Annotated in this window: 3 protein-coding genes; 1 reads left to right on the top strand and 2 read right to left on the bottom strand. The window is 56.2% G+C overall.

Translation table 11 applies throughout. From position 1 onward, the window contains the following. Positions 1-276: 276 nt before the first annotated feature. Together NW815_RS04320 and NW815_RS04315 are read right to left on the bottom strand one after the other, a co-directional pair. Positions 277-759: a phycocyanin subunit alpha gene (locus tag NW815_RS04320; RefSeq protein WP_011434281.1), complete on the bottom strand. Its 483-nt coding sequence runs from the start codon at positions 757-759 to the stop codon at positions 277-279. A 193-nt stretch (positions 760-952) separates the two neighbouring features. Beyond that, positions 953-1,471: a phycocyanin subunit beta gene (locus tag NW815_RS04315; protein WP_011434282.1), complete on the bottom strand. Its 519-nt coding sequence runs from the start codon at positions 1,469-1,471 to the stop codon at positions 953-955. 639 nt (positions 1,472-2,110) lie between these two features. Here NW815_RS04315 and NW815_RS04310 point away from each other — a divergent pair. After that, positions 2,111-2,722: a chromophore lyase CpcT/CpeT gene (locus tag NW815_RS04310; RefSeq protein WP_414390455.1), complete on the top strand. Its 612-nt coding sequence runs from the start codon at positions 2,111-2,113 to the stop codon at positions 2,720-2,722. The last annotated feature ends 310 nt before the right edge of the window (positions 2,723-3,032 follow it).

Genomic DNA, 3,032 nt, shown 5'->3' with positions numbered 1-3,032 from the left:
CCAGGCGTCTCACCCTAGCCTGAAACGACTGTAGAAATCGAAAACTAAAATTAGAAATCAAAAATCGGCAGCCCCAAGCTGCAGAAGAGCAACAGTGGCGCCTTCCTATTGAGGAGACTGATCCGCAAACCCACGTGGTCAAACGTATCTCTCCGCAACGTAGCAGGCTCACCACCGTTGCCCTCAACAACCTTCCCTCGCCATCCCCCCTGGTTTATGGGATGAGCCAACTGGCTAGCCGGCGTCGCCCTTTTAGAGGGATCCCAAGCCAAGGGTTTAGCTGAGCGCGTTGATGGCGTAGTCGATGTAGGTGTTGGCCTCGGTGGCCGCTTGCCCGGTCAGGCCGTGGTTGGCTTTGATGTAGCGCAGGGCTTCGATGAACCAACTGGGGGAGAGTTCAAAAGCGGCGTTGATTTCGCGGATCCCGGCCAACTGATACTCGTCCAGAGGACCGGTGCCACCGGCTACCAAGCAGTAGGTGATGTAGCGCAGGTAGTGGCGCACGTCGCGGGCGCACTTGTCCTTGCCGGCTTGGGTGTGGCACTGCCCACCGGGTTGGGTGGTGTAGGGGAACTTGGCGTAAACCGCTTCGGTGGCACCGCGCACCAGCTCGTCGGCACGGCTGCTCAGAACTCGGGCGGCTTCCATGCTGGCGGCAGCCCGCTGAAAACGGCCATTGATGGCCTGCAATTCGCTGTTGCTCAGGTAGCGCCCTTGGCTGTCGGCAGTGGCGATGGCGTCAACAATTGGGGTTTGCATGATTCAAAACGCTCCTTTACTTAACTCAAGCTCAATGCAAAAAACAAAGCAAAAGATTCAAAGTCTCAACTGCAAAATCGCTGCAAAACAGGTTACTTTTCCAGGGATCCCCTGCCAACCCGAGTTGTCTTAGATCCCAGAGAGGTCTTCACAACTGGATCCGGACACAACAGAAACTTCAGTCCACAAGGGATCAAACCACAGCGGCAGCAGCGCGATCGAAGTAGGATTCGATTTCGGCAATCAGAGCGCTGCAGTCACCCCGGGTGATGCCGTTGGGGTCGTTTACCACAGCCACTGCAGCCTTTTTCATCTTTTGGATACCGTTGGCCACCGAGCTACCGGGGGTGCCCAAGGCTTGATAGGTTTCCCGCAGGCCGTTCAGGCAGCGCTCGTTCAGCACACTGGCATCTCCGGCTGCCACTGCGTAGGTGATGTAGCGGAGAATAATGTCCATGTCCCGCATACAGGCAGCCACATTGCGGCTGGGGTAGGCAGGCCCACCGGGAGCGTTCAAATTGGGCTCCTCTGCAAACAACTGACGGATGGCATCGGTCACGATCTTGGAGGCATTGCTGGTGAGGCGGTTCACAGCATCCAAACGCTTGTTCCCCTCAGCAATTACCTGCTGGAGAGCGGCAAACTCGTTCTCTCCCAAAAAAGCGCCTTTGGAGTCAGCTTGGGCAACCACTTTGCCAAATACATCGTTCATGGTTTTGAATCTCCCTAGCGAAAGTAAAAGAGGTTATGAATCCACATTCCCTGCAGCGGACAAGAGAGCACCTGCCGGCCAGGAATGCAACACCGCTTGGATCCCCAGTGCCGAGAGGTGCTGTTTAACTCACAGAACCGCCGACGGGATCGAAGCCGATAGAACCAAGATGAGCAAGCGAAGCTCGCTCCCAGATCCAGGCCTTCATCCAAGGGATCGGACTTGGGCTAAGGAGCCTCAGCCGCTGCTGGCAACCTCAACTGGGCAGACGAGAAGAAGCTGGCTCGCCTTGTTTCCAGTCTTTTTCTACCGCGAAGGCAAGAAGCGATGAAATCAAAAAATGTAAATCGGCTTTACCTCGCGCAAAAGGTCTTAGATCGGTTTCCAACCTGCTTCCCATCTCGGATCCCAGGCTGTTCTCCCTGTCCTTCGCGGGAGTAGTTTTTTACAAAAGAGAATGTTTCTTTGCCTAGCTTTACAACATGAACAAAGATGTCAGCCCCGATCGCGGCTTTGCAGCTTGCAAGGGATCCATTTTCAGTATCGGAGCGAACATTCTCATAAAGGATACATAATTTAACACTTGATTCCCTAAGATTTTCGGTACACACCTTTTACAGAAGTTCTGGATGCCCGCTTATGCCTATTGGGTTGGATCGCACTCCTTCCCCAGAGCTGCTGCAGATGGCGCGTTGGCTGGCAGGAGACTTCAGCAACCAAGAGCAAGCCTGGGAAAATCCACCGTTTTTCGCCCAGATCCGGGTGGCCTATCGCCCCTTGCCGGCCCACGTTTTGGGCGGGATCGGCTTTTATGTGGAGCAAGCCTACAGCGGCCATTTGGAGGATCCCTATCGGCAGGCGGTGGTGGAATTGACTCAGGCAAGCGCTGGGATCGTGATTCGCAACTACCGCCCTCTGGAGCCGCAGCGGTGGCGGGGCTGTGCTCGGGAAAGGGCAGACCAACTGAGTCAACTGCAGGCTGCCGACCTAGCCTATCTAGAGGGGTGTGATGTGCATGTGAAGAGGCAGGGATCCCTCTTCATCGGCGCGACGGAGCCGGGGTGCCGGTGTTGCGTGGTGCGCAACGGCCAAGCCACCTATTTGCAGACCACCTTGCACCTGAGCGAGAGCGAGTTTTGCAGCCATGACCGAGGGATGGATCCCATCACCCACCGACAGGTTTGGGGAGCCCTGGCAGGCGCTTTTCGCTTCCAAAAAGTGGTCGATTGGCAGGCGGAGCTAATGCTGTAGGCTGCAGCCCATCCAGCCCCACAACTCCACAGTTGACAGCGCTATTGCGCACTCTCCCTCAGCCAGCTTTGTGTACACTGTCCTTGGCCGGGATCCAAATCCCCCAGGTTTGAGCGTGCTGTTTACCGGTTGCAACCGGGCTAGGCTCCTTTTAATTCAGTGTGGGTATTCAATGCAGGCGAGGTCGGGCCCAAAGGATGAGCCACGGTCTGGGTGGGCTTGGCACAGCCCTTGGGGAATGGTGATCGCCCTGGTTGGGATCTTGACCTTGCTGCTGCTCGGTGCCGGCTGTTCTGGCCAGGGGGAATCT

The sequence above is a fragment of the Synechococcus sp. R6-7 genome (assembly GCF_047461695.1).
In the GTDB taxonomy this organism is placed as follows: domain Bacteria; phylum Cyanobacteriota; class Cyanobacteriia; order Thermostichales; family Thermostichaceae; genus Thermostichus.
The sequence above is the reverse complement of the archived record's forward strand: the minus strand, read 5'-3'. Positions and strand labels throughout refer to the sequence as shown.